The following is a 19722-nucleotide window of genomic DNA, read 5'->3' as shown; positions in this document are numbered from 1 at the left end:
AGCTCCTCAGTGCTTTACTCTTTTGACAAAGACTGCCGCAGAGCAGTTCACAATTCCTCTCAAATCTTCAGGATCCCGTATGCAGCGGCACAGCAGACCGCCGCTGCAATCCAGAACATGAGGACAACCCGCTTTTCCGGCATTCCACCTTCTTCAAAGTGGTGATGGATCGGCGCCATCCGGAATACCCGCTTTCCGGTGGTCTGGAACGAAACAACCTGAATGATCACCGACAGTGCCTCCATCACAAAGACAAAGCCCGCAAATGGGATCAGCAGTTCTGCCTTTGTCAGCAGAATCGCCGCCGTCATGCCTCCGCCCAGAGCCATTGAGCCCGTATCGCCCATGAACACCCGGGCCGGATATTTGTTATATACAAGGAAGCCGATGCACGCACCGCAGACCGCGCACAGATAAAATGCACTGGGATAGCTGGCGAATATATTCGCAACGATCGCAAAGAAGAACGCGAAGATGGCGGATACTCCGCCGCAGAGTCCGTCCATTCCGTCTGTCAGGTTCACAGAATTCGCCATCGCTACCAGGACGAAGGCAACGAAGGGCACAAACCAGATTCCGAAATCAACGTTGCGATCGATGAACGGCACCCAGACCTGGCTCCCCATATCGGTGAACTTCATGATGTAGATACCGAACAGGACGCCGGCCAGAATCTGCAGAACCAGTTTCTGCCATGCACGCAGTCCAAGGTTGTGTTTCTCAGTGACCTTGATGAAATCATCCAGGAATCCGATCAGGCCGAACACCAGACCGACCAGGATGATGATCCAGGTATCGCGGGTCGGACGCGTACCGATAATCGTGCACATGACGATGGCCGCATAGATTGCGATTCCGCCCATCGTCGGCGTTCCCTGTTTTTTGAGGTGGGATTTCGGCCCGTCCTCGCGGATGAACTGCTGGAACTGCCTGTGCTTCAGAATCGGAATTTCGATGGAGGTCAGCACTACACTTGCGATGACCGCCAGAACAATAACAACACCAAATTGATAAGCTCTCATGTTTCTTTCCCCTAACCGTTAATGATTTTGTCGGCGATCTCCCAGAAGTGCCTGGTCATGGAAGCTTTCGTCAGCACCAGATCGCCCTCCTTCAAAAGTTTCGGAAGCTCCGGATACAGATCTTCCTTTTCATCAAAATACAAAGCGTTGCAGCCGGCCTCCCGTGCGCCTCTTACGATTTCCGCCGCTTTCGGTTCTATCCCGATGACAAGCGAAATCCCGTGTTCCGCCGCATATTTCCCGACTTCATAGTGGAGCGCAGGAGTGTCGTCACCAAGCTCGTTCATTGCGCCCAGTATTGCCACCCAGCGTTCCGCCGGCGTCGCCTCCACGGTGCGGATTGCAGACTTCACTGAATCCGGCGCGGCGTTGTAGGAATCATCCAGCACACGAATCCCGCGAGCTTCTCTGACCTTAAGACGTTTCCCAGTCAGCTGCAGTTTAAGCAGTCCCTCCGCCGCCTGATCCATAGTGACGCCGTACCGCGCGCACGCTGCGACAGCGAGCGCTGCGTTCAGAGCGTTGTGCGCACCCGGAACGTTCAGCCGGAATTCCCGGGATTCTCCGCCCGTCGTAAGAGTAAAATTCACGCCTTCCAGGCCCATGTCCCGAATATCAGAGACCACATAATCCTCTGCACCGGTTTCGCCTACGGTAATCACCCTGTAATCGCCGTGAATCCTGCTGCGCTTCAGCAGATCACAGGATTCATTGATAATCAGGACATTATCTCTGCCGAAGAAATCGGTAATCTCCATCTTCGCTCTGTAAATATTTTCCCGGGAGCCCAGATTTTCCAGGTGGCTGATCCCCACATTCGTGATGATCGCCACTTCCGGTCTGGTCATATCTGCCAGACGGTGAATCTCGCCGGCGTGCTCCATGCCTTCCTCCAGAACCGCCATCTCCGTCGTAGAGTCAAAGGTGAACACGGTCAGCGGGATTCCAACATCGCTGTTGTAGTTCTTGATGGGACGTCCCGTCTTATACTTTTCGCTCAGGATATAATAGACCATATCCCGGGTGGAGGTCTTTCCGACGCTTCCTGTCACCGCAATTTTCCCGACCCCGATTTTGTCCAGGTAGTAATGGGTCAGCGCCTGAAGTCCCGCCAGCGTGTCCTGCACCAGGATGACGTTCGCGTCAGCGAGCGCCTCTGCTGCGTCTCTTTCAGAAATCAGGAAGGTTTTTCCTCCCTGCTCTGCGACCTGACGGACAAAGCGATGCGCGTCAGTATTTTCTCCCAGCAGCGCCACAAACAGATCGCCCTGCTGAAAAATTCTGGAATCCGTGCACACGCCCGTGACAACAGCGTCCTCCTTCCCGGACAGCAGCTGACCGCTTGTTGCGTCTACGATTTCTCTGATCGTAATGGCATCCATTTTACATTCCTCTACTTTCTGTAAAGATATACTGTATCGCCTTTATTCACTCTGGTTCCGGCCTTCGGGTACTGATCCACAATTTTGAAATCAGTTTTTCCGTTCTTAATGGCCGGACTCACCTGATATTTAAGTCCCTTTTTACTCAGGATCGCCGCAGCCTGTGCATAGGTTTTCCCGGTAAGCCTGGGAAGATAAACAACATTCTGGTTTTTCTCTGAGGAACTGGTGTACCTGGGACTGATCTCCATGTAGGTCAGCGCCTTTTTGAAGAAGACTCCCGCCACCGGTGCGGCAACCGCACTTCCGTACTGACTTCCCTTAGGACTGTCCACAACGACGAGAACCGCCAGTTTCGGATTTTCCATCGGCGCCATGCCCAGGAAGGAGGAATAGGTGTCCTTCGTATATTTTCCGTTCACAACCTTGTCCGCAGTACCGGTTTTGCCTCCGATCCGGTAGCCCGCGACTGCCGCGTTTTTGCCGCCGCCCTTTTCAACCACGTATTCCATGATGTCCTTCATTTCGTTCGCAGTCTTCGTGGAGATGACCTTCCGGACCTTCTTTGTCTTAAATGTCTTTACTGTTTTCCCGCTGCTGTCAGTCATTCTGCTGACGATCCGCGGCTGCATCAGAACGCCGTCGTTTCCGATAGCGCAGGCTGCCGTCAGAATCTGTATCGGCGTCAGCGCGATGCCCTGTCCGTAGGACATTGTTGCGAGATCCACACTGCTCAGCGAGGATTCGCTCTTGATAATTGCGGAAGTTTCCGCGGGCAGATCCACATGCGTCTTATCTGTGATTCCAAACATTTCCAGATAATTGTAGTATTTCTTTTTTCCAAGTTTCTCCACCAGACGAACCTGCACCGTATTGCAGGAATTTCCGACCGCCTGGGTAAGGGTCTGGTTGCCGTGCCCTGCTTTGTTCCAGCAGTACAGGCGTGTTCCGTTCACCAGAATGGAGCCGCTGTCATAATATCGCGCAGTCGGCGTCGTCACCCCCTCCTCCAGCGCCGCAGAGGTTGTGATCAGTTTGAAGGTGGAACCCGGCTCGTAAAGATCACTGACGATGGGATTGCTCCACATCTGGCTGAGATAGTTTGTCTGCTGCTTGGTCGTCATTTTATTAAAGGCGGCGAGTTCCGTCCCGGAAATCGGCTCCGTCGCGTTATTGGGATCAAAGGATGGATTCGTGACGCACGCCAGAATATCCCCTGTCTCCGGATTCATGACAAGACACATGATCCGTTTCGCCTGCGTTTTTCTCATCGCGGCGGCCACTGCCTTTTCAGCGTAGTTCTGGAGCACCTCATCTATGGTCAGATACAGATTATATCCGTCCTTAGCCTGATAAAGTTTCTGCGAGCCGTAGGACAGAGTATCCCCGTTGAGGTCGGTTTCCTTGATCCACCTTCCGGAAACTCCGCTCAGATAGTTATCGAACTGCGCTTCGATTCCGCTGCGTCCAACATTGTCGTCGGTAACGCTCCCCAGAAGCTTCGCGGCGGTCGTACCCAGCGGATAGTAGCGCTTCGTACCCTCCGTTATTTCAAGGCCTGTGATATCCAGTTCCCGAATCTTATCGCATTGTTTTTTATCCAGATATTTCGCCAGACGAACCAGATTCGACTTGGATTTCAGCCGACTCTTAATAGTGGACGCCTTCATATCGAGGATCACCGCCAGCTTTGTGGAAATCTCATCCAGTTTGGTGTCGCTGACGTAGTTCTCTGTTATCTGCGCCGGTCGGACCCACACGGAATAACAGATGGCGCTGGACGCCATCTCCTTCCCGTTTTTGTCATAAATCACCCCCCGGTTCGCCTCGATGGTACTGTCGCTCATCTGCTGGCTGATCGCCTTCTGGCTGTAGTCCTCTGCCCTGACGACCTGAATCCACGCAGTCCGCAGAGCAAGCACCAGCACCAGAGCCAGTATCATCAGGAACACGATGATGACTCTTTTCTTGCTTCTCATCCCGACCTTTGACATATAGTCTGAACCACTCCTGTTCATTACGAAAAAACCAGACAGCCGTTTCTGTATGAAGTTGTCTGGTCACTGTCTATTCAATTATAATAGAAAACGCATCAAGAATAAAGGATTAATTATATGCTTCCTTACGGATCACCGCAGCGAAGTTGCGCCTGGGCTTATCGCTGTCTTTCAGATAAACACAGTTGCCTGAGGTCGGATAAACCATCCCCAGTTTCGATTTCGCCACCTTCTCGATGTGATCTACGTTATTGGCTGTTTTAATTTTCACGTCCAGCGTATCCACTTCACCCTGCAGCGCCTTGTTCTTCGCGATCAGAGCATTGTTCTCACAGCGTATTTCCGCCGCGTATGCGGTCATCACCACCATCGCCACACAGATGCAGCCGATCATGACGATCGCCGCCAGTATTCTTCTCTTATCAATTACACTCATGATTGACCCCTAAATCTTTTCACACACCCGCAATTTGGCGCTCCGGGCGCGTGGATTCAAATCCAGTTCCGATGCTTCCGCCACGATGGGTTTCCGCGTCACCTTTCTGATATCGGCCTTTTTCCCGCACACACAGACAGGAAATTCCGGCGGACATGTACACGGATCCGCTCTCTTCTGCAGTTTCTGTTTGACGATCCGGTCCTCAAGGGAGTGGAAGGTAATGATACAAAGTCTTCCGCCCGGATTCATCACATCCAGATACTCGTCAACAGCCCGCGACAATTCGCCCAGTTCATCGTTCACTTCAATCCGTATCGCCTGAAACGTCCGTTTCGCCGGATGCGGACCTGACCGCCTCGCCCTGGCCGGAATGGCTTCCTTAATAAGTTCCACCAGTTCCGACGTACTCTCTACGGGTTTTTCAGCGCGCGCCCGCACAATGAAAGCCGCGATTCTGGAGGCCCAGCGTTCCTCTCCGTACTCCCGGATGATCCGTGTCAGTTCATCCCGGTCATAACTGTTGACCACGTCGTACGCGGTCAGATCGTCCTCCCTGTTCATCCTCATATCCAGCGGCGCGTCCTGCATATACGAAAAGCCCCTCTCTGCGTTATCCAACTGAAAGGAGGAAACGCCGATGTCCAGCAGAGCCCCGTCTATTTTCTCTATCCCTTTTTCCGCCAGTACTGTCCTGATGTCAGCGTAGTTGCTTTGAACAAAGTACTTCCTGCAGCTGAATTCCCGCAGCCGTTTCTCTGCCGCTTCCAGCGCATCCCTGTCCCTGTCTATTCCGATCAGCATTCCCTGCTCTGACAGACGTTCACAGATATGAAAGGAGTGTCCCCCTCCCCCTAACGTTCCGTCCACATAGATGCCGTCCGGTCTGATATTGAGATTTTCGATGCACTGATCCAGCAGCACCGGCGTGTGCCTGAATTCCATAGCCGCTCCTAAAAATTGTACTTCGCGAGAGCTTCTGAGTAGTCCTCCGTCTGCATGCTTCCCTCGTTGTCAGGAGTCTCCCATACTTCCCGGCTCCAGATTTCGATTTTCTTCATCGCCCCCATCGTCACCAGTTCCTTGGTGATTTTCGCGTAATCGATCAGAGGCTGCGGAATAACGATCCTTCCCTGCTTGTCGAATTCACACTCGACCGCATTCGCATAATGGTCCCGGATGTATTCCCTGACCTTCGGATCCGACTCCGGAAGTTCCGCGATTTTTTCAGTGAGTTTATCCCACTCGTTCATGGAGTAAATGTACAGGCACGTATCCAACCCCTTCGTCAGGACGCATTTGCCTGCAAGCTGATCTCTGTGCTTCGAGGGCACGATCAGCCTGTTCTTCGCATCTATGGAGTTATAATACGTGCCCATGAACATTTTGGCTGAACTCCTCTTCTACCCCTTTATCTTTTGATACAAATCCATTCTACACCACTTCACACCACCTTTCAAACATTTTTCACCACCGAATTGTCATTTAACACCACTTTTCTCCACCAAACACCATTTTCTTTCCCAGACATAACAAAAAAGCCACAAGATATTGTGGCCTTTCTGAAATCGTATCCAAATTAGCGGATCCCTTTTATAAGTTTTTCTTTTTCCTGCCGGGTGAGCTTTTTGATTGCCGCCTCCCGGCGCATCGCTTCGTTTTTTGTATCAAAAGATTCATAATACACCAGTTTCACGGGAAGCCTAGATCGGGTGTACCTGCCGCCCCGCCCCGCGTTATGCGCCTCCAGGCGCTTCTCCAGATTGTTTGTCCAGCCCGTGTAAAGGCTCCCGTCACCGCAGCGGAGAATATAGGTGTAATTCATTCCTTCCGACTCTCCGGTTTCTGCACAGGCTCCGGCGACTTCTGCGTTTCCGTTCCCCGTGCGGGTTCGGGTGCCTCCTGTATTTCCGTTCGCCGCACTCCCATCAGGCACTCCACATTGGTCGCGCCATCTACCCGGGTCCGGAACGCATAGAGTTCCTCTGCATCCTCATCCTGCCCGAGTGCAAGTTCAGGGCGGGACGCGAAGATCTCGATGTCAGAACCCAGCGCGGCTTCACGCATAAACCGGATATTAATTGAAGTCACTTCCTTTTCACATATCCCGGGGATATAATTCCAGAGCAGATCGGAATAGTTTGCGTTGTTCATATGACGGTTCATATCGCAGTCACTGTAAAAAACATGGTGCTCCCCCACCGGCTCGAACCGCAGATCCTTCGGGAAATGATACCGCCGGGGAATCGAAAGCGTCAGCGCCTCATCCTGTTCGTATTCTGTGATATCAATTTCATTCGTTCCGCAGAGTTTTCCGGTGATCCGGTTGGCCACCGCCCATTCGCTGTACGCCTCTGCCACCAGCTCATCCCCGCGCAGAATCTCATAGCAGCGCGGAAAAGTCGCCGCCTTCCCCTGACAAATCCATGTGTGCGCCTCTATTTTATCATATTGCTGAAGCTGCGCATGGATTTTGATGTTCATACGAGTGACGATAAACGCTTTGCCGTCAAAAAAAAGGTCGTAATACGACGGTTTGCGATCTCTCATCTGATGGTTCGCCGTCTCCTGCATGTACCGAACGAGATTCGTCGGTTTGATATGATTGTTCTGATCTACATCATGACAGGTCACTTCATAGTGCTCTGAATATTTCATAATTCCCCCCTACTGTAAATGAATCCCTGAGCACAGGCATCAATTAAGGCGTGCCGGGTACGCATTAATTATATAGCATTCGCGAATTTCAAGTCAAACTACAGAACCCTTAATTTGTACAAAAACAAAAAAGAAAAGGCGCGGTTTTCACAAACCGCGCAGTACGCCGGAGGCATTTCTCCGGACGCTATTCCGAAACTTTTCTGTCTCCGTCACACAGATTTTTCTCCGCATCCTCCAGAGCAGCCAGCACCTTGTCAAGCGCCGCATCCACCTTCACCAGATCTACCTGATCTGCGTATTTATCTGACAAAAACAGCCTCTCTCTGATTTTCTTTGCTTTCTCCGCCTTGTCCGCGAGTTTCAGAAACAGTTCGAAGTTGCTGCTGTCGAACGCACGCTTATAACTGTCCAGATCCTCCTTGATCGCCGCGACCAACGCATCCGTATTCTCAGGCTCCCCGATGAAATGCTCATAGGGCGTCACCCTCTGAAGGTAGATTGTCTCGTTCTCCTTCATCTCATACACATACTGAACGACGAAATCCTCCGAAAGCGCAAAGGTCACAATATTGATGTAACCCGGCATCGTCTTGATCTTGGTCGCCCCCATCTGTCTCAGGATATTGTTGACAATATTGTCTGCCACCTGATCACTAAACATAGCATTCTCCTTTCACTACAGAATCGCAAAACGCACCAGCAGGAAAATCATCGCGATGAATACCGTGAGAATCATCATCGGGAACCCGACCTTGGTATATTCGTTGAAGGAAATCGGATAACCGTTTTTCCCTGCTATTCCGCAAAGCACCACGTTCGCCGATGCACCGATCTGAGTGCCGTTTCCGCCCAGGCAGGCTCCCAGTGAAATCGCCCACCACAGCGGCGTGATATCCATTCCCTGCTTGCCCATGGCAATGATCAGCGGAATCAGAGTCGCCACGAACGGAATATTGTCCAGAATCGCAGACAGAATCGCGGAAGCCCACAGCAGAATCAGCATCATCACGATCGGATGTCCACCGGACAGATCCATAATCATGGTCGCCAGCTGTTTGATTACTCCAGTCTCAACCATACCTCCTACCACGATGAACAGTCCGAAGAAGAAGAGAATCGTCGGCCACTCTACATCCATGACCACCTCTTCAATATCCTGCTTTCCGATCACCATCATAATGGCCGCCGCCGTCAGCGCCACTGCGCAGCTCTCGATACCAAACCTGTCGTGCACCATGAACGCGATGATAATCAGCACGATCATCACGATCGCTTCCTTCATCAGACGCGGATCGACGATCGCTTTTTTCTCATCCAGTTCCATGATTTCCTGCACCGCTTCCGCATCTGCATTCAGATGCTTTTTGTACAAAAACTTCATGGCAAAAATCATCGCCACCAGCCCGATCACACAGGCAACTCCGGTGTTCTCAAGGAAATCCGCGAATGTCAGACCCGCGGCGCTGCCGATCATGATGTTCGGCGGGTCACCGATCATGGTCATGGTTCCGCCGATATTGGACGCCAGTATCTGCCCCAGCAGAACAGGTACCGGATCGATTTTCAGCATCTTAGCCAGCGTGATTGTCATCGGTCCCATCAGAAGGACGGTGGTCACGTTGTCCAGGAAGGCGGAACAGACAGCGGTAATTACAATGAACGCCACCATGATTTTCCACGGATCTCCATGAGACAACTTAGCTGCTTTAATCGAGATGTATTCAAACAATCCCGAGTGCTTGATTACAGCGACAAAGAGCATCATGCCTACCAATACCCCAATGGTATTGAAGTCAACATACCCGATTGCCGAATTCACATCCAGAATCCCGAAGAGCAGCAGCAGAACGACGCCGGCCAGCGCGGCAGCGGTTCTGTGCACCTTCTCCGTAATGATCGCACCAATCACTACGACAAAGATCAGGATGGCAATAATTTCCTGATGCAAAACAAACCTCCAATAGTTACATATTACAAAAGTATTTTTCCCACAATTACGGATTGTACCACGGGGAATCTGGCAATGCAACCGGAAAAAACGTTTTTCTTCCTATATTTATAAAGTTTAATCAAAGTTTAAAGTTTGCTTCATCAACAGTTAATATTCCGGAGCCCTCAATCCCTTCAAAACAGTCAACTTTCTGACATTTCAGTGTCTATTTGCTGACATCGTAGGCCGCGTTTTCCGGGTTCCAGTGAACCTTCATGAGATAATCGAACAATTCATCACCGGACTGCTTCCTAAACAGTTCCAGCAACTTTCTGTGTTCCCGGTTTGTCTGCAGCAGGATCTCTCTTGTCTTTCCCTCCGGATCATCCACATAGCTCTTCTTCAGCAGTTTGCTTTTCATCTTTTCAAGCTGCTCGATCAGCGTGTCATTTCCGCATTTCTGCGTGTACACATTGTGAAACGCCGTCTGCTGCATGTGATACATCTCAAAATTCGCCGCTTTAATCGCCACATCCATGCTTTCCACATAGAAGGACATATTGGCGAGATCCTTTTCTGTCAGCTGTCCGCAGGCACTTTTCGCGGCGTACCCGTCCAGAAGGCCGATTACTACGTAGAGCTCCTTCACCTCCCTCTCCGACAGCGCCCGCACCACGAAGCCCTTTCTGGCCCGGTTGTGCAGAACGCCTTCCGAGGCGAGCTGAATCAGAGCCTCCCGCACCGGCGTCCGGCTGATATTCAGTTCTTCACAGATTGCAGCTTCGTTAATCTTGTCCTCCGGCTCAAGATTCCCCTCCAGAATCTGCTCCGCAATATAATCGTAGACATGGTCCTTCAGAGATTTGTATTTCTCCATTTCTGTTCCTGTAATCCAATCATCAGTCTTTGATCAGATTTTCTCCTTTCTGCCCTTTTCTCCTCCATCACACTTGATTTCTTCTTATTATAACATATTTTAAAAAAAGCAAAACCCTATTGACATACATAATATATTGTATATAATATATTATACATCGACCAATCACTAATTCGTGGAAATCCAGGAACAGGAGGAACAGCAATGAAGAAGTTCAATCATGTTATCGTAAGAAGACCCTGCAGAGCTCTTGTAGAAGGCATCACCAGCGGACTGTACCCGGGCAAGCCGGATTATGAAAAAGCTCTGCGCCAGCACGACGACTACATCAGCGCTCTCAGCAGATGCGGCGTGGACATCACCATTCTTCCGCCGGACGAGAGATATCCGGACTCCGTATTCGTTGAAGATCCGGCCCTGATCACCAGCAAATGTGCGATCATTACTAATCCGGGCGCACCCTCCAGAAACGGGGAAAAGGAAGAAATCATCGATGCAGTGCGCAAGTTCTTCCCGGAGGACAAAATTGAGCACATCACTGCGCCGGGAACACTGGAAGGCGGCGACGTCATGATGGTCGGCGACCACTTCTATGTCGGAAGATCCGCCAGAACCAACGAAGAAGGCATCCGTCAGCTGACTGAAATCCTGGCGAAATACGGCATGACCTGCAGCGAGGTCAAACTGGAGGAGGTTCTTCACCTGAAGACCGGCGTAAACTATCTGGAAGACAACAACATGCTGGTTTCCGGAGAATTCGTCAACAAACCGGACTTTGAAAAATACAACAAGACCGAGATCCCTGAAGACGAGGCCTATGCGGCGAACTGCATCTGGGTCAACGATACCGTCATCGTGCCGGAGGGATATCCCACCGTACTGAAGAAGGTGCAGGATCTGGGTTACAAAACCCTGACTGTTGACACCTCCGAGTTCAGGAAACTGGACGGCGGACTCTCCTGCATGTCCCTGCGGTTCTGAGCCCGCGGCTCCAGGTTCTCAGGTCTCAATAAACAAAATAAAAAAGCGACCGAATCACAATGTTGAACTTAGGAATTCAAAAAAAATATGACGAGTGAATCCTTCATCCGTCTAACCTGAAAACAGCGTCCACAGTAAGCAGTAATCCCTGCATGGCCGCTGTTTTTATCTATGATGATCAGAGAATTTTGTTCCTATTTATTGTATTCGTTTTTGCTTGCGATTGCAAGTATTTGCTCAGATTAGTTTTCAGCTAGAATTTCACAACCGCAGCCGTGCAAAGACAAAAAAAGACATAGCCGCGTATTTCACGGCTATGTCAGTTTTTCCCGATTTAAACTTCTCGGACTGCACCGCCTGCCGGTCGTTCCTCTGCTCGCACCCGAATCAACATACGTTCATTCAGCGTGTATCCATCGGAATGTTATGACCGTCTTCTGCGCTTCAGTATCAGCCCTGCCGCGGCCAAGACCGCCAGCAGCGCTGTCCCTCCCCAAAGAAGAACAGAAGTTTGATCTCCGGTGAGCGGCCCCATGCCTTCCTCATCTTTTTTCTTTTCCAGATTCGTCGGCTTGTCAGGTTTATCCGGCTTATTCGGCTTGTCCGGTTTGTCCGGCGTATCAGGTTTGCCCGCCGCCTTCTTCACGACGCTGATCGTATACTGAATCGTCTTATTGTCTGGATCCTGAATCACGAAATCCCTGCCCTCTTCAGTCTGCTCAGCCTGCCATCTGTAATTGAACGCCTTCAGCGTCCCCGCCTCGGAGGTCGCCTCTCCGGTAAAGGTTCCGGTCACCTCGCCGGTAACCTTCAGTTTCGTTCCGTCTTTCGTATCAGCAGGAATCTTCACTCCCGGAACTTTCATATCCAGCGTGTCGCTGACACCTGTAACATCCCGATAGAGATCGGAGAATTTTGTATACTCCTTTTTCAATCCCATGACAATCGTCACGCGCTGTCCCTTGCGTTCCACACTGCGAATCTCGAAAAGATCGTTGTCCGTCAGAGATGCGGTCGGATTCTCCGGCAGAACCAGTCCATCCTCCATGGTCAGAACCGCCGTAAATGTGCTTCTGACCCGGTCGGTCGTGATTTTGTCCGCATCCCCGCCGTAGTTGTCCTTCAGTGACTGTATCTGCTCCTTGATGGAGGATACGTCCAGCCTTCCGGTATATGTAACTGTGTCACCGGCGTTCACCTGATGCAGCGCCTCATGCTCCGTATCCTCCCCGATCAGGATATCGCCGCCGAGAATCAGCTCCATCGGTTTGGAAATCAGCAGGGTGTGCTGAATCGTGTCTTTCTCCGTCGCATTTTCGTCTCTTCCGATGTCGGACTGCGTCGCGCTCCAAGAGAAGCGGAACCGTTTCATCTCGTCATTTTTCTTCGCCACTGCCGAAAAGTTCCCGTTCACCGTTCCCGTCACTGTCAGTTTCTGCTCATCGGCCGTTTTTCCGCCGTCTGTTCCGAGCCCTCCGACAGTCACTGAAATCGTGTTCTTTCCCGGTGCCAGAGGCGATTCGACTCCTGCAGAATCAACCGCATCCTTCAGTTTCTGATAATCTGTCCGACCTCCCCGCAGGGTAAACGTGACCGTTATTTTTTGTCCGTCCACAGAAGTTTTCCCCAGAACAAAACAATCGCCCAGCCCTTCGGCGGAGACCTCGGGATCGTCGGGGATCTTCACTCCCTCCGGCATAGTGAGAACCGCCGTAAAGACAGACCTCGGATCCGTCAGACCGATCGAAGAAAAGTCTCCCCGCACTTCCGAAAACATGTTTTCGATATAGGCCATCTTCTCCTTGACAGAGGAAATATCCACAGCTCCGGTCAGACTGAAGGTTTCTCCGTCGCAGACGACCTCCGTTTTACTGCTGGTATTCTGGCTCCTGCCCCAGATATCTCCCGGAAGATCCATCCCGGACGTTTCAATCGTCTGTATCTTGGGATCGTCCTTCCATTTCAGATAATACACCGTATCACCCGTAATCTCCGGATTATCCCCTTTCATCTCAAAGAACCCGAACAGTTTGTAATCGTCGAACCGATATGATTTTCCGCTGCCGCTCTCGCCGGAATTCCAGTTATTCTGGTCTGCCAGAAGGGAACCGGTCTTCACCGCCCCGGTGTCCGGCTTCAGCTTATTGTAGTCGAAGCTGCCCAGCAACTCGTGAAGCGTCTGCCCATAGGTCGCTTTGTTCCGGAGCACGGCCGTCTCGCCCCCGTTAGCATCCTTCTGAATCTCAAACACATCCGGATTCTGCTTAAACACCGACGTGTCCGAGAACTGCCCGCCGTTGGCCGAGAAACTCACCTGATACTGCAGATCGTCATACTGTGCATACAGATCGCAGCTGGTTTCTCCCTGAGCGAAGCTCACCTCTGCTCCGGGCAGAATCGCCTGTGTCTTTCCAGCCGCGTCCTTCGTCCAGTAACGGAACTGTTTTCCGGGAACGGAAAACTCTGAACTCTGTTTTGTGATAACATCATAGCCCAGAACCGTCACCTGCTCCTTATCACTGCTCACCGGAGAAATAAACGTCTCGCCCCGTCCGTTGTGATAGACCACCGTCTTCATATCCCACTTGGCGTAGACCTCTCGATCCTCCGTGATTTTGTCATCCCAGACGAACGCTTTTTCCGCGCCGCTGCTGTCGCGATAGAACCAACCCAGGAATCTGCTCCCGTCGCTGTCCGAAGGATCGCCCGGCCGGGTATTGCCGGTGACGTCATCCAGCCGGTAGCCCCGGATCGTCTGCGCCGTTTTATTCTTTGTCGTTCCGTCGGCAAAAGAAGCGTTTCCGTTGTTCAGCCGGAATGTAACTTTGGCGGCAGGCACCCACACATGCTTCTTCTGATCATCCGACGCCTTCGCCACGGAATACGTGTACATTTCGCCTTTTTTATTGATGGGGTTCAGACTGGTGACACTCGTGTCGGTTAGAGTGAACAGCGTAAGCCGTTCGTTCCCGTTTTCCTCCCCGTTGGTGGGCGTCGTCACGTCATAATTATACCCTGCATCGTAAGCAATTTTAAAGGAGCCTCCGGTGACGATATATTCCGCAGGACTGTCCGCACCTCCGTTATCTGCTGTCTTGTCCTTCGCCGGAGTATTGACGACAGAGTCCCCGGTAAACTTAATGAACTGCCCCTTCGGATCGTTCAGTCCCGCGCCGTAGAGCGGCGTACTTCTCATGTTCACGCCGGTCAGCGTGGAATTGGTGAACAAAGCAGTTCCGCCGTAGTTGATGTTCAGGCCGCCCGCGTAACTGTTTTTAAACACCAGTTCAGAATCGGTCACCTTCATCGCTTTTGTGTTCGTAATTCGGGAACCGTCCGAAGTCAGTACTGACCCATTTTTGATCTCACTTGGACCATGAATCGACATCGTCTGCTTATACGCGGAGGCTCCGGTGGCTTTATACGCATAGAAATCAGAATGATCCAGCGACAGCACTGTGTCGTCCCCCTGCGGGTTGAAATAATACCAGACGCCTTTTGTCGTCAGAGACGCATTCTCCAGATGCAGCGCATTATACTGCTCGCTCAGTTCTTTGTTCGCCTGCACATCCACCGTGCATCCGATGAAACGCGAGGCCGAATCGTAGCTGAACGCCCTTCCGCTGCTGTTTTTCGCGGAGACCGTCAATGCGCTTCTGCCGCTTCCCTGGAGTTTTCCCGTGCCGGACAAAGCAAACCCGATTTCGTTTCCGTCCAGCACGTATTTTCCATCCTGCACGATGCTCCCGGTTCCGACTGTGAGCGCCGTTTTAAATCCGCTCATCATCAGAGATGCTCCGCCGGAGCACCGGAGCTTCGCTCCGCCGGACAGTGTGATTCCGTTCGCAGTTCCGTCTCCGTTAATCACGGCGTTTTCTGCAATATCAAGCGTGACGGCTTTGTTGACCGCCGCTCCCTTCGCCGCGGCTCCATCCTCGCGAAAATTTCCCTGAAGGTGGATAACGTCGCCCTCTCCCGCGGCTGCAACGGCCTTATCCAGCGTTTCATAGGTCTGCTCCCTGTTTTCTCCGATCCATATCTTTCCTGCGTCGCCGTCGCTTCCGGCCGGAGCAATGGCCGCAAAAGCACACGTGACCGACAACGACCCGGTCAGTACTGCCGCGGCAAGTATCGCCGCGTACCTGACAAACCGCCGGTTCTTTCCCTTGTGATGATGATTCAATTTTTCCTTCCTTTCATGTCAGCTTTCTCAACAGCCGTCTGAACAAGCGCCGTGTCTGCGTAATGCGTGCTCCGCAGGATTTCCATAAGCGCTGCGGAACCTCCCCCGGATTCGCCTGTGTACTGCGGCGCTGCCGGCAGATTATTACCGGCATCCGTTTGCCGCGCCCGTCAGTCCGACGGGGATGCAACGAGCGAAAACACGGCATATTTTGCGTCTTGTTCATCATCATAATTGGGTATGCTATGCTAGGTCAATTCATCCGGGAGCATTGTGTTTCATTAGGGCTGACATATATCCGTTCCGGGTCACGGAGCATGTGGAGCATACAAAAAAGCCCGGGTAATCCCAAGCTTTCTTCGCCGGTCATTCCGGACAAAACAAAAACCCCGCGTGCTCCGCGAGGTCCGTCTTCTGAGTGCCGTTTCATGTCACTCTTTATAAAAATGTGCGGCTGTACGCACTGCCTCTTCATGCGTTGTCAGTTTTTTTATTTGACATTTCAACTTCGTATTTAATATAAGGCGCAATGTCTTCAAGTTCATCTGGCTCCAGTTTAACATAGACACGAAGGTATTCCATTGCCTCTTCAAATGATTTTCCTGTTAAGTCCATAAGATTGTCTTCATGTATCATCTTCTCCATATATTCTGCATCATCTTCCGCCATGTCCTTTTCAAACTGATCCATGTCAAACTCTTCGCCATTTATTACCATAATCGTTTCCTTCTTTTTCTCAATCCGTTTCTCTTATTTTTTCTATAAAATCCTTTATGGTTCGGCTGATACTGGCCTCATTACGTCCAAATTTCTCAGCAATTTCCCGCTGCGTCGGCAGCCGCCCGCTCTCAATCCACATCTCCATAACAGACTCGCTTATAAACGAGAATCTTTCTGTCATACGTCCTGTCAGCATTTCACAAATGCGGATTGTAATCAGATCCGACACAATGGGCTTCTGTCGCGCTTGCAGTGAGCAAAACGCGTCTTCTATTCTGCCCAGAACAGACTCTATTTCTTCTTCACTTTCAAATCTCATGCTGATGTCTTCATCTGCGGGGATCTGATCCCATATACTCTGAGCATCACCTTCATCACTGATACATGTGTCTGCACCTACCGTCATCCCACCAAGTTTCTCCAGTTCAATTATACGTTCAGGCGGCAGTTCCATCGCTTCAGACAATCTCTCGTACAGTTCCGCTGAGGATATATTTGAGCCTAGCTGTTCTGCAAGTCTGGTGTATTTCCGTACTGCCCGTCGATCCGCCTCAGTTACTTTGATACCTCTGTATTTATCATCCTGAACTTTCACACCCACTATGTGTGAGTACTCCTGCTTCCATGCAGCATTGAAATAATGAAGAAACAAGCCTTTATCCGGGCTGAAATTGTTTATGCATCTGGTCGCAGTCTCTGTGATTTCACATCCATACGGCTCATAGTCTTTTTCATTAATTGAGAGCAGATAACAATACAGATTTTCAACCATTCTATAGGATTCCCGCTTAAAAGCTGTATACTCTGTTTCCCTGTCAATAGAGAATAGCGGCGAGTTCATAATCAGCTGCTCATATTTTTTCTTATCATAATACATACGGACACCTATGTTACAAAGACAGAAGGGACTTCAACATAGACCTGGCTTTTTCCGGCTCAGTGCAGCGGATTGTATTTGTAATAGATCCGAGGCAATACAGCGGGACCATATCACAGATTTTTGTATCAACTGCCTTCCCGTCAACAAAGCTTGCCTGCCCATATACAATGTTATCAACCGTACACTCCAGAAACTTCTCGGCGAAATTAAGAGCTGTAAAAATCACAATCGGCATATCCTTGGGACCATAAGTTATATCCGCAAAGATATGCGAACCAGTCGATAAGCCGTCCACAATTCTGCCCATCAGCCGCTCGTGAACAGAGCGCGCCTCGTCAAAATCTGTATCAATGACTGTATATTCGACAGCGGCACCAATCTCAGAATTAGCCTCCGCAAGCTCCTGTTTAAAAAGCTCAGTATTTCTGCTGTAATGACCATAGCGATCCTTTTTTACGAGAATCAGCACCTTCAGCTCATCCTCCGGCTTCATGTTTTTTTCAAGGAATGCACAGATCGGATAGCGCACCTTCTTATCTGCCACGGAAAGGAACTTGTCGTCGCTGGTGTACAGCACCGGATCAACATTTTCCTTCATAGGAATACTGCAAATAATTGTTTTCTTCATTCTAAGTACCTCTCACACGCATCTATTCATGCTGAAATTACAGTATCTGTTTTTCTTCTTTGTCTTCTCCAGAACTTCTATCCCATATTCCTTTTCGATGTATTTTACATACATCGGAATTTTGGACATCGTACGTTCTATCGCACTGTCTTTATGGGCTCTTGAATAGTTAATGGATTCGTTCAGCGATACCCCTCTCGAATAATATTCCTGGACGCCTTTGCGGTAATTCTGACTGAAAAGGTAATACTCATATCCATCATTAACCATAAAGAATGAATGCACACCGCGCTCAGTTTGCTCACAGTAAATCGTTGTCATCATAGAATCACCCTTTCTTTCAAGGCACTACTTTTGTTCCTATTCTTATATAGTGACAAAAACAACGCGGTTTAACATTTTCACGGTTATTTTTCGGAATTATTTCGCCAATGTCGTTCAGAGCACAACCAGGTATTTCACTGTTCCTGCAAGCACTCCGATACGAACATCCTCTGTTTTCCCAATTTTTCTTTTCAAAACAGTTGCTCCGTTTCGTATCATCTTCACTAATTTCATGAGCTGTCACAGGTCTGCCCTGTAAGCCTGTCGCAGCATTACCCATCCTCCCGTCAGTGAACGAAATCCGTCATAATTCATTTCATAATCGGGATATTTTCTCTTATCTTCCGTTCAATCTCTCTTCTGTCTTCCCAGTACTCTTCTTTGACCCAGTCGGGAGCATCATCCCTCAATTCTCCTATATAGGGCACTTTGAATTCTCCAGTCAACCATAAGGGCCATTCTTTATCAAGAAATCTCACGCTTTACCGCCTCCTCATACATTCTTTCAACATCTTCCATCATCAGTTTAACATTTTCAGAAGTTCGCCTCTTTCGTATACCGTAAGCATCATAAAACGCCTCTGCAAACAACTCAGATTCATTAGTATCGGCATAAACCGCTTGAATTATACTCAAAAAAAATAGGTCTTTCAATGTTTTTCATTATTTCCTTATGCGATTTTTTGAAATCGATTTTTCAAAGTGCGTGGGGAAGATATCCGGGTATACCCTCTTCCTCAATCGGCGATTAACCGTTATTGCCGTTTAAAGTACTTACTGAGCAGACACTATTTACGAACATTCCTGAATGATCCGCGGGTTCCACCGGATAACAACCTGGACGAACAGGCAATCAGGCCGTTTTGTGTTGGAAAGAAAAACTGGAAGCTGATTGACACCGTCAGCGGTACTCAGACAAGTGCAATCCTGTACAGCATCGTAGAAACCGCCAAAGCGAACGACCTGAATATCTGCCAATATTTCAAGTTCCTTTTAACTGAGATTCCAAAGCACATGGACGATATGGATCTCGATTTCCGGATCCGTTGCTGCCATGGTCCAAAAAAACTCCCAGAAGAATGCCGGAAGAAAAGAACCAAGTCAAAGTAACAGAAACGCCGTCAAGTCATGAACCTGGTGGCGATATTTTTTCTATAACTCACTTTCGGGTGAGAATTTTTTTAAGTCAAGATACGGGCTATTTACCGTTTACAGGAATCCCGCCCGGCGGGCGCGTCCTGCGACGGCGGCAGACAGCAAATGAAAACGCGCCCCGGTGTGCAGAGGCGCCGATAATCCGATAATATTCTATCATTGACCCTTAGGGTATTGCGCTTTTCATACATCCGCATTCCTGATTTCACATTATATCTCTATCAGAATAAGCCAGAGGGCATTGGCAAGTACAAAGAGCTGGTTGATACGTACATCTTTTTTCACAAGAATCCGCCATTCCATCACTGTCATCCAGATAAAGGCCGTGGACAAAACAACAAAATATACTCCCCACACATTAGAACTGACATATTTACCTGCGAAAATACAGAAAAACGCAGCGAGCAGCTCAAAGATATAATATGTCATCACATAACCGGGAATAAGCCGCAATTTTTGGATGACAGAGTTCACACTATTCTTTTCCATAGTAGCCGTTCCTCCTGCCGTTAAAAAGATTCAGCCGGACCAAAGACAAAAAAGAAA

At 49.9% G+C, this 19722-nt stretch carries 21 protein-coding genes; 2 read left to right on the top strand and 19 right to left on the bottom strand.

Annotated elements, in window-relative coordinates; all coding sequences use genetic code 11:
- Positions 1-59: 59 nt before the first annotated feature.
- From mraY to FYJ64_RS03850, 11 genes are all read right to left on the bottom strand, one after another.
- On the bottom strand, positions 60-1022 hold the full coding sequence (gene mraY / locus FYJ64_RS03900; protein WP_154573936.1) for a phospho-N-acetylmuramoyl-pentapeptide-transferase: 963 nt from the start codon (positions 1020-1022) through the stop codon (positions 60-62).
- 11 nt (positions 1023-1033) lie between these two features.
- Positions 1034-2404, bottom strand: a complete 1371-nt coding sequence (locus tag FYJ64_RS03895; RefSeq protein WP_154573935.1) for a UDP-N-acetylmuramoyl-tripeptide--D-alanyl-D-alanine ligase — start codon at positions 2402-2404, stop codon at positions 1034-1036.
- Positions 2405-2415: 11 nt separating this feature from the next.
- Positions 2416-4422, bottom strand: a complete 2007-nt coding sequence (locus FYJ64_RS03890; protein ID WP_154573934.1) for a penicillin-binding transpeptidase domain-containing protein — start codon at positions 4420-4422, stop codon at positions 2416-2418.
- 88 nt (positions 4423-4510) lie between these two features.
- Entirely contained in the window at positions 4511-4837 is a 327-nt protein-coding gene (locus tag FYJ64_RS03885; RefSeq protein ID WP_154573933.1) for an FtsB family cell division protein, read from the bottom strand.
- Positions 4838-4846: 9 nt separating this feature from the next.
- Positions 4847-5782, bottom strand: coding sequence for a 16S rRNA (cytosine(1402)-N(4))-methyltransferase RsmH (gene rsmH / locus FYJ64_RS03880; protein WP_154573932.1), 936 nt, complete (start codon positions 5780-5782; stop codon positions 4847-4849).
- Between the two features lie 8 nt (positions 5783-5790).
- The gene (gene mraZ / locus FYJ64_RS03875; protein ID WP_075712195.1) at positions 5791-6222 is read right to left on the bottom strand and encodes a division/cell wall cluster transcriptional repressor MraZ; all 432 of its coding nucleotides are present in this window, start codon (positions 6220-6222) and stop codon (positions 5791-5793) included.
- A 194-nt stretch (positions 6223-6416) separates the two neighbouring features.
- Complete coding sequence (locus FYJ64_RS03870; protein ID WP_154573931.1) at positions 6417-6662, bottom strand: GIY-YIG nuclease family protein; 246 nt, start codon at positions 6660-6662, stop codon at positions 6417-6419.
- A complete protein-coding gene (locus tag FYJ64_RS03865; protein WP_154573930.1) occupies positions 6659-7495 on the bottom strand; it encodes an acyl-[acyl-carrier-protein] thioesterase in 837 nt (278 codons plus the stop codon). The genes FYJ64_RS03870 and FYJ64_RS03865 overlap by 4 nt, the downstream gene beginning before the upstream one ends.
- A 187-nt stretch (positions 7496-7682) precedes the next feature.
- Positions 7683-8159: a hypothetical protein gene (locus FYJ64_RS03860; protein WP_154573929.1), complete on the bottom strand. Its 477-nt coding sequence runs from the start codon at positions 8157-8159 to the stop codon at positions 7683-7685.
- 15 nt (positions 8160-8174) lie between these two features.
- Positions 8175-9446, bottom strand: a complete 1272-nt coding sequence (locus FYJ64_RS03855) for an ArsB/NhaD family transporter (protein WP_154573928.1) — start codon at positions 9444-9446, stop codon at positions 8175-8177.
- A 208-nt stretch (positions 9447-9654) separates the two neighbouring features.
- On the bottom strand, positions 9655-10305 hold the full coding sequence (locus FYJ64_RS03850; protein ID WP_154573927.1) for a GntR family transcriptional regulator: 651 nt from the start codon (positions 10303-10305) through the stop codon (positions 9655-9657).
- A 204-nt stretch (positions 10306-10509) separates the two neighbouring features.
- Here FYJ64_RS03850 and FYJ64_RS03845 point away from each other — a divergent pair, with 204 nt between their 5' ends.
- Positions 10510-11286 (top strand): dimethylarginine dimethylaminohydrolase family protein, encoded by a 777-nt coding sequence (locus FYJ64_RS03845; RefSeq protein ID WP_075712201.1) that lies wholly within the window; start codon positions 10510-10512, stop codon positions 11284-11286.
- Positions 11287-11710: 424 nt separating this feature from the next.
- Here the strand turns inward: FYJ64_RS03845 and FYJ64_RS03840 are convergent, their stop codons facing one another.
- The 7 genes from FYJ64_RS03840 to FYJ64_RS03810 all read right to left on the bottom strand — a co-directional run bounded on the left by FYJ64_RS03840 (position 11711) and on the right by FYJ64_RS03810 (position 18657).
- A complete protein-coding gene (locus FYJ64_RS03840; protein ID WP_154573926.1) occupies positions 11711-15469 on the bottom strand; it encodes an LPXTG cell wall anchor domain-containing protein in 3759 nt (1252 codons plus the stop codon).
- 471 nt (positions 15470-15940) lie between these two features.
- Positions 15941-16186, bottom strand: coding sequence for a hypothetical protein (locus tag FYJ64_RS03835; RefSeq protein WP_154573925.1), 246 nt, complete (start codon positions 16184-16186; stop codon positions 15941-15943).
- Positions 16187-16205: 19 nt separating this feature from the next.
- Positions 16206-17066, bottom strand: a complete 861-nt coding sequence (locus FYJ64_RS03830) for a hypothetical protein (RefSeq protein ID WP_154573924.1) — start codon at positions 17064-17066, stop codon at positions 16206-16208.
- Between the two features lie 13 nt (positions 17067-17079).
- Positions 17080-17697 carry a TM1812 family CRISPR-associated protein gene (locus FYJ64_RS03825; protein ID WP_154573923.1) on the bottom strand — a complete coding sequence of 206 codons (618 nt, stop codon included), beginning with the start codon at positions 17695-17697 and terminating at the stop codon, positions 17080-17082.
- A 12-nt stretch (positions 17698-17709) separates the two neighbouring features.
- Positions 17710-17967 (bottom strand): hypothetical protein, encoded by a 258-nt coding sequence (locus tag FYJ64_RS03820; protein WP_154573922.1) that lies wholly within the window; start codon positions 17965-17967, stop codon positions 17710-17712.
- 365 nt (positions 17968-18332) lie between these two features.
- Entirely contained in the window at positions 18333-18500 is a 168-nt protein-coding gene (locus FYJ64_RS03815; protein ID WP_154573921.1) for a hypothetical protein, read from the bottom strand.
- A complete protein-coding gene (locus FYJ64_RS03810; RefSeq protein ID WP_206045535.1) occupies positions 18487-18657 on the bottom strand; it encodes a hypothetical protein in 171 nt (56 codons plus the stop codon). Before FYJ64_RS03810 ends, FYJ64_RS03815 begins: the two co-directional genes overlap by 14 nt.
- Before the next feature lie 66 nt (positions 18658-18723).
- Between FYJ64_RS03810 and FYJ64_RS11725 the strand changes: the two genes are divergently transcribed.
- Positions 18724-19131, top strand: a complete 408-nt coding sequence (locus FYJ64_RS11725; protein WP_154573919.1) for an IS66 family transposase — start codon at positions 18724-18726, stop codon at positions 19129-19131.
- Between the two features lie 255 nt (positions 19132-19386).
- Here the strand turns inward: FYJ64_RS11725 and FYJ64_RS03800 are convergent, their stop codons facing one another.
- Complete coding sequence (locus tag FYJ64_RS03800) at positions 19387-19665, bottom strand: hypothetical protein (protein ID WP_154573918.1); 279 nt, start codon at positions 19663-19665, stop codon at positions 19387-19389.
- Positions 19666-19722: the final 57 nt, after the last annotated feature.

It is taken from the genome of Hornefia butyriciproducens, from assembly GCF_009695915.1.
Classification (GTDB): domain Bacteria; phylum Bacillota; class Clostridia; order Peptostreptococcales; family Anaerovoracaceae; genus Aminicella; species Aminicella butyriciproducens.
This window is presented reverse-complemented; position numbering and strand designations above follow the sequence as displayed.

Coding starts and splice junctions, on each gene's coding strand:
- mraY (WP_154573936.1), bottom strand. CDS start 1,022: ATGAGAGCTTATCAATTTGGTGTTGTTATTGTTCTGGCGGTCATCGCA.
- FYJ64_RS03895 (WP_154573935.1), bottom strand. CDS start 2,404: ATGGATGCCATTACGATCAGAGAAATCGTAGACGCAACAAGCGGTCAG.
- FYJ64_RS03890 (WP_154573934.1), bottom strand. CDS start 4,422: ATGAACAGGAGTGGTTCAGACTATATGTCAAAGGTCGGGATGAGAAGC.
- FYJ64_RS03885 (WP_154573933.1), bottom strand. CDS start 4,837: ATGAGTGTAATTGATAAGAGAAGAATACTGGCGGCGATCGTCATGATC.
- rsmH (WP_154573932.1), bottom strand. CDS start 5,782: ATGGAATTCAGGCACACGCCGGTGCTGCTGGATCAGTGCATCGAAAAT.
- mraZ (WP_075712195.1), bottom strand. CDS start 6,222: ATGTTCATGGGCACGTATTATAACTCCATAGATGCGAAGAACAGGCTG.
- FYJ64_RS03870 (WP_154573931.1), bottom strand. CDS start 6,662: ATGAATTACACCTATATTCTCCGCTGCGGTGACGGGAGCCTTTACACG.
- FYJ64_RS03865 (WP_154573930.1), bottom strand. CDS start 7,495: ATGAAATATTCAGAGCACTATGAAGTGACCTGTCATGATGTAGATCAG.
- FYJ64_RS03860 (WP_154573929.1), bottom strand. CDS start 8,159: ATGTTTAGTGATCAGGTGGCAGACAATATTGTCAACAATATCCTGAGA.
- FYJ64_RS03850 (WP_154573927.1), bottom strand. CDS start 10,305: ATGGAGAAATACAAATCTCTGAAGGACCATGTCTACGATTATATTGCG.
- FYJ64_RS03845 (WP_075712201.1), top strand. CDS start 10,510: ATGAAGAAGTTCAATCATGTTATCGTAAGAAGACCCTGCAGAGCTCTT.
- FYJ64_RS03835 (WP_154573925.1), bottom strand. CDS start 16,186: ATGGTAATAAATGGCGAAGAGTTTGACATGGATCAGTTTGAAAAGGAC.
- FYJ64_RS03830 (WP_154573924.1), bottom strand. CDS start 17,066: ATGTATTATGATAAGAAAAAATATGAGCAGCTGATTATGAACTCGCCG.
- FYJ64_RS03825 (WP_154573923.1), bottom strand. CDS start 17,697: ATGAAGAAAACAATTATTTGCAGTATTCCTATGAAGGAAAATGTTGAT.
- FYJ64_RS03820 (WP_154573922.1), bottom strand. CDS start 17,967: ATGGTTAATGATGGATATGAGTATTACCTTTTCAGTCAGAATTACCGC.
- FYJ64_RS03800 (WP_154573918.1), bottom strand. CDS start 19,665: ATGGAAAAGAATAGTGTGAACTCTGTCATCCAAAAATTGCGGCTTATT.